Here is a 4065-nt window from a genome sequence, read left to right on the forward strand (position 1 = left end):
CGGCCCAGGGTGTCCGCGCCCTGAAGGTGGAGTATGAGGAACTGCCCTTTGTGCTGGATGTGCAGGAAGCCATGAAGGACGGCGCTCCCCAGATTCATGAGGAGTTCCCTAACAATATCGTCAAGCACACCAGCATCCGCAATGGCAACTATGAGGAGGCCCGGAAGGAGCCGGGACTTATTAAAGTCGAGGGCTGGTACGACACCCCCACCGTCCAGCACTGTCATATCGAAAACCACGGTTGCTTTGCCTATGAGGAGGCGGGGCGGATCGTGGTGGTCAGTTCCACTCAGATTCACCACATTATCCGCCGGGTGGTGGGGCAGGCGCTGGGACTGCCCTGGGGCAAGGTCCGGGTCATCAAACCCTACATTGGCGGCGGTTTCGGCAACAAGCAGGACGCCTTGTACGAGCCTTTGTGCGCCTGGTGTTCCACCCAGGTGGGCGGCCGGCTGGTGAAGCTGGAGTGTGCGAGGGAGGAGACCTTTGTCTCCAACCGCGTCCGCCACGCCATCCGCACCCATATCATCTCCTGGGTCCGGCCTGACGGCACCTTTGCCGCCCGGAAGGTGGAGTGCTTCTCCAACCAGGGCGGCTACGCCTCCCACGGCCACAGCGTCTGCGCCAAGGGCATGGGCTGCTTCCCCCAGCTCTACCCCTGTCCCAACGTGGAGGGCGACGCCTACACCGTCTACACCAACCGGCCCGCCGCCGGCGCCATGCGGGGCTACGGCATTCCCCAGGCCATGTTCGCCGTGGAGTGCCACACCGAGGATGTGCGCCGGGCCATCGGCGCCGACCCGGTGGAGTTCCGCCGGAAGAACCTGATGCCCCAGGGGTATGTGGACGCCTTCTCCAAAAACGAGAACTACGCGGACACCTTCCGCCAGTGCATGGACCGGGCGCTGACGCTGTCGGACTACGCCCGGAAGCGGAAGGAGTACGCCCACCAGACCGGGGATGTCCGCCGGGGCATCGGCCTGGCGGTGTTCTGGTACAACACCGCCGTGTGGCCCATCTCCCTGGAGTCCTCCTCCTGCCGCATGGTGCTGAATCAGGACGGCTCCCTCCAGTTCCAGACCGGCGAGACGGAGATCGGCCAGGGCTGCGACACCGCCTTTTCCCAGATGGTGGCCGACGCCGTGGGCGTGCCCCTGGAAATGGTCCATGTGGTCACCCGGCAGGACACCGACGTGACCCCCTTCGGCACCGGCGCCTACGCCTCCCGCCAGACCTACGTGGGCAGCTTCGCCATCGTCCAGACCGCCCGCGCCCTGCGGGAGCGGATTCTGTCGGTGGCCCATGAGCAGACCCGGATGCCCGTCAGCAATCTGGACATTGTGGACGGCCAGATCGTCCGCAAGTCCGACGGCCGTGTTCTGAAGTCCCTGGGAGACCTGGCCACGGAGTGCCTCTACTCCATGGAGCACAGCCAGCACCTCACTGCCGAAACCACTGCCCAGATCAAGTCCAACGCCTACTCCTTCGGCTGCTCCGTGGCGGAGGTGGAGGTGGATATCCCCCTGTGCAAGGTGAAGCTGCTGAATATGTGGAACGTCCATGACTGCGGCACGGTGGTGAATCCGGCGCTGGCGGAGGCCCAGGTCCACGGCGGCATGTCCATGGCCGTGGGCTACGGCCTGTCGGAGGAGCTGAAGTTCGACGAAAAGACGGGCCGCCCCCTCAACGGCAACCTGCTGGACTACAAGCTGTCCACTATGATGGACCATCCGGACTTCGGGGTGTCCTTTGTGGAGAACCCGGAGCCTACCTCACCCTTCGGCACCAAGGCCCTGGGCGAGCCGCCGGCCTGCTCCGGCGCGCCGGCCATCCGCAACGCCATTGCCCAGGCCACCGGCGTGTACATCGACCGCTGTCCCATCACCCCCCACGTCCTCTACGCCCAGCTGCGGGAGGCCGGGGTGCTGACTGAGTAAAGGAGGGGACGAACCATGTATGATATCAAAGCCCTGTACGAAGCCGCTTCCGTGGAGGAGGCGGTGGCCCTGCGGACGGCCCATCCCGACGCCGTGGTCATCGCCGGCGGCTCCGACGTGCTCATCAAAATGCGGGAGGGAAAGCTGGCCGGGGCGGAGCTGATCTCCATCTACGGCATTGACGATCTCCGGGGCGTCTCCCTGGAGGCCGACGGCACCCTGCGCATCGGCTCTCTCACCAGCTTTTCCCACATCACGAAAGACCCCCTGATTCAGAAGCACCTGCGGGTGCTGGGGGAGGCGGTGGACCAGGTGGGCGGCCCCCAGATCCGCAACATCGGCACCATCGGCGGCAACACCTGCAACGGCGTCACCTCCGCCGACTCCGCCTCTACGCTGCTGGCCTTTGACGCGGTGGTGGAGCTGACCGGCCCCGACGGCGTCCGCCGCCAGCCCATCCGGGAGTTCTACCTCCGGGCGGGGAAGGTGGACCTGCGGCCCGGCGAGATTCAGACGGCCATCCTGATTCCCGGGGACAGCTATCGGGACACCGAGGGCTTCTACATCAAATACGCCATGCGCAACGCCATGGACATTGCCACCCTGGGTACCTCCGTCAATGTGCGGCTGTCGCCGGACAAACAGACCGTGGAGCGGTGCCGCGTCGCCTTCGGCGTGGCGGGGCCGGTGCCCATGCGGGCGGAGACGGCGGAACAGGCTGCCGCCGGACAGCCGCTGACGGCGGAACTGGCGGAGACGGTGGCCCGCACCGTGCTGGAGGACATCCAGCCCCGGGACAGCTGGCGGGCCGCCAAGGCCTTCCGGCAGCACATCGCCGTGGAGTGTACGAAACGGGCCTTTCTGGAGGCGGCAAGACGGGCAGGAGGTGCGGTGTAATGGGAAAGCAGTTCAAAACCATCCGGTTCAACCTCAACGGCCGGGACGTGGAGCAGACGGTGGACGTCCGGGCCTCCCTGACGGACCTGCTGCGCAATGACTTCCGCATGACCTCCGTGAAAAAGGGCTGCGAGGTGGGGGAGTGCGGCGCCTGCACCGTCCTCATCGACGGCGAGACCTACAACTCCTGCATCTATCTGGCGGTGTGGGCCGACGGCAAGCGCATCCGGACGCTGGAGAGCCTGCTGGGTCCCAACGGCGAGCTGGCGGACATTCAGCAGGCCTTCGTGGAGGAGGCCGCCGTCCAGTGCGGCTTCTGCACCCCCGGCTTCCTGATGACGGCGGTGGAGATTCTGGAGAGCGGGAAGGAGTACAACGACCAGGAGCTGCGGAAGCTGCTGTCCGGCCACCTGTGCCGCTGCACCGGGTATGAGAACATCCTCCGGGCGGTGAAAAAGACCATGTACCGGCGGCTGGGAAAGGAAATGCCCTGAAATAACGCGGGCCGTCCCGAATGGGGCGGCCCGTAAATTTATTTGACTGCTCTGCCGGAACAGCGTATAATAAAAGCAGTATCAAAGCAAAGGAGGCGGTCCGATGAAAACCATCATCACCATCGGCCGGCAGTTTGGCAGCGGCGGCAAGGAAGTGGGCATCCGCGTGGCCAAGGAGCTGGGCATCCCGTTCTATGACAACGAGCTTTTGCAGGAGGCGGCCAAAAAGAGCGGCCTGTGCGAGAAGATTTTTCAGAACTTTGACGAGCGGCCCAAGAGCCTGCTGTACTCCATCGCCATGGACTCCTACATGTTCAGCCTGCCCGGCAGCGGCGTGGGCGACTCCCTGGAGCAGCAGGTGTATCTGGCCACTTATAACACCATCCGTCAGATTGCGGACAAGGGCCCCTGCGTCATCATCGGCCGCTGTGCCGACTATGCGCTGGCGGACAATCCCGACCATCTGAGCCTGTTTATCTACGCGCCTCTGGAGGTGCGGATCAAGCGGGTGGCCCAGCGGCAGAACATCCCGGAGGACAAGGCCAAGGCCCTGATTCAGAAGACGGACCGCCGCCGCGCCGCCTATTACGAGTACTACTCCGCCAAAAAGTGGGGCGCGGTGGACAGCTACGACTACTGCCTGGACTCCAGCTATCTGGGCCTGGGCGGCACGGTGGAGCTGATCCAGACCATGGTGGCCCATAAGGAGCACCCCATCCCCAGCCCCACGGAAGAGG

4 protein-coding genes are annotated in these 4065 nt (G+C 64.7%); all 4 read left to right on the plus strand.

All coding sequences use genetic code 11. The annotated features are described in order from the left end of the window. On the plus strand, positions 1–1937 hold a 1937-nt coding region (gene xdhA / locus SOX55_RS09830; protein WP_325287274.1), incomplete at its 5' end, for a xanthine dehydrogenase subunit XdhA. A gap of 15 nt (positions 1938–1952) precedes the next feature. Continuing rightward, positions 1953–2834, plus strand: coding sequence for a xanthine dehydrogenase subunit XdhB (gene xdhB / locus SOX55_RS09835; RefSeq protein ID WP_325287275.1), 882 nt, complete (start codon positions 1953–1955; stop codon positions 2832–2834). Next, the gene (xdhC, locus tag SOX55_RS09840) at positions 2834–3328 is read left to right on the plus strand and encodes a xanthine dehydrogenase subunit XdhC (protein WP_325287276.1); all 495 of its coding nucleotides are present in this window, start codon (positions 2834–2836) and stop codon (positions 3326–3328) included. Before xdhB ends, xdhC begins: the two co-directional genes overlap by 1 nt. Positions 3329–3431: 103 nt before the next feature. Continuing rightward, a partial coding sequence (locus SOX55_RS09845; RefSeq protein WP_325287277.1) for a cytidylate kinase-like family protein occupies positions 3432–4065 on the plus strand: 634 nt, incomplete at its 3' end.

The organism is Dysosmobacter sp., from assembly GCF_034093755.1.
In the GTDB taxonomy this organism is placed as follows: domain Bacteria; phylum Bacillota; class Clostridia; order Oscillospirales; family Oscillospiraceae; genus Oscillibacter.